This window comes from Vibrio sp. Vb0937 (assembly GCF_033338855.1).
The window spans coordinates 1-1,179 of sequence record NZ_JAWOTK010000328.1 but is presented as its reverse complement, the minus strand read 5'-3'; the positions used below and the strand labels follow the sequence as shown (position 1 = coordinate 1,179).

2 protein-coding genes are annotated in these 1,179 nt (G+C 41.8%); one reads left to right on the top strand and one right to left on the bottom strand.

The window, feature by feature from the left end:
• Positions 1–239 (bottom strand): chemotaxis protein CheW (locus R7P67_RS25460; protein WP_318086403.1); only part of this gene is annotated, 239 nt, incomplete at its 3' end.
• Positions 240–504: 265 nt separating this feature from the next.
• On the opposite strand from R7P67_RS25460, the gene ppiC reads away from it, so the two are divergent.
• Positions 505–783 carry a peptidylprolyl isomerase PpiC gene (gene ppiC / locus R7P67_RS25455; RefSeq protein ID WP_005375342.1) on the top strand — a complete coding sequence of 93 codons (279 nt, stop codon included), beginning with the start codon at positions 505–507 and terminating at the stop codon, positions 781–783.
• Positions 784–1,179: the final 396 nt, after the last annotated feature.

Below are 1,179 nucleotides of genomic sequence, written 5' to 3'. Positions count from 1 at the left end.
TCTTCTTGCGTAATTGGACGAAAGCCAACCGCAGCGGACATGTCGATAACAGGAACGGTGAGATCACGAATGGTCACCGTACCAATCACATGGTGATGGGAGTACGGGGTTTTTGTGGTTGGCATGTAGGGTACAATTTCACGAACTTTAAGTGTCCCTATTGCGAAGTTTTGTTGCAGGGTGAGCTTAAACATCAACATACCCTGAGATTGATTCGCCTTACTAACGACTTTTGCCATGAAATAACCTTATAAATGCCACCGATTTGTGTCTAATCATATCTTATAAAGCGACAGCTTCAACCGTATAGGAAGTAAATGTGAGCTTTTTAAGCAATCTCTTTATAAATCGAGGTCAATATTACCCGTGTTGCACAGGTTTTCATCACCTAGCCAAGTGTTTTTGGGGCAAGCCATGGCCTAAAATGGGTAAGGTGGAGAAATGTTTGGCGCAAACCAGTGTATTCGGTAAACTTGCGCCACCAGAATAGTGAGAGATAAACACATGGCAAACACAGCAGCCGCATTGCACATTCTTGTTAAGCACAAAGAACAAGCTGAAGACATCATCAAGCAACTGAAAAAAGGCGCTAAATTCCAAACACTAGCGAAAAAGTATTCAACTTGCCCGTCTGGCAAACGTGGTGGTGACCTCGGTGAGTTCCGTCGCGGTCAAATGGTGCCTCAATTCGACAAAGTTTGTTTTTCTGGTGAAGTGTTAACTCCGCACTTGGTCAAAACAAAATTTGGCTGGCATGTGGTCAAGGTTCTCTACAGAACATAGCCTCTACCCAGAGCTCATGAGCTGACTTTCGAGTTTCTTGAACGCCAGTACATACGAGCAGAAATCATGGTAAGCACGAATTGGCTTGCCATGATTCATTTATTCTTGCCCAAAATCATTCAGAGTCAGAAACTCTATTTAATTCCTTTCACACTATTAGTTCTAATGGCTTCAAGCTGACTGTAAATAGACAACGTACCTCAATAGCAACCCTTACGTTCCCCAAAAACTTAGTCTTTAACAAATATAAGTTGGAGCGACGACCGTTCTCCCTTTGACTTACCTTGAGAAAACAACTCATACAAGATCAACGCACACTAACGCATTGTTAAATTAATGTTTAATAAGTGAGAGTTTTGTTGCTCTTTTACTAATGTCTAATATTCCTACCCATAG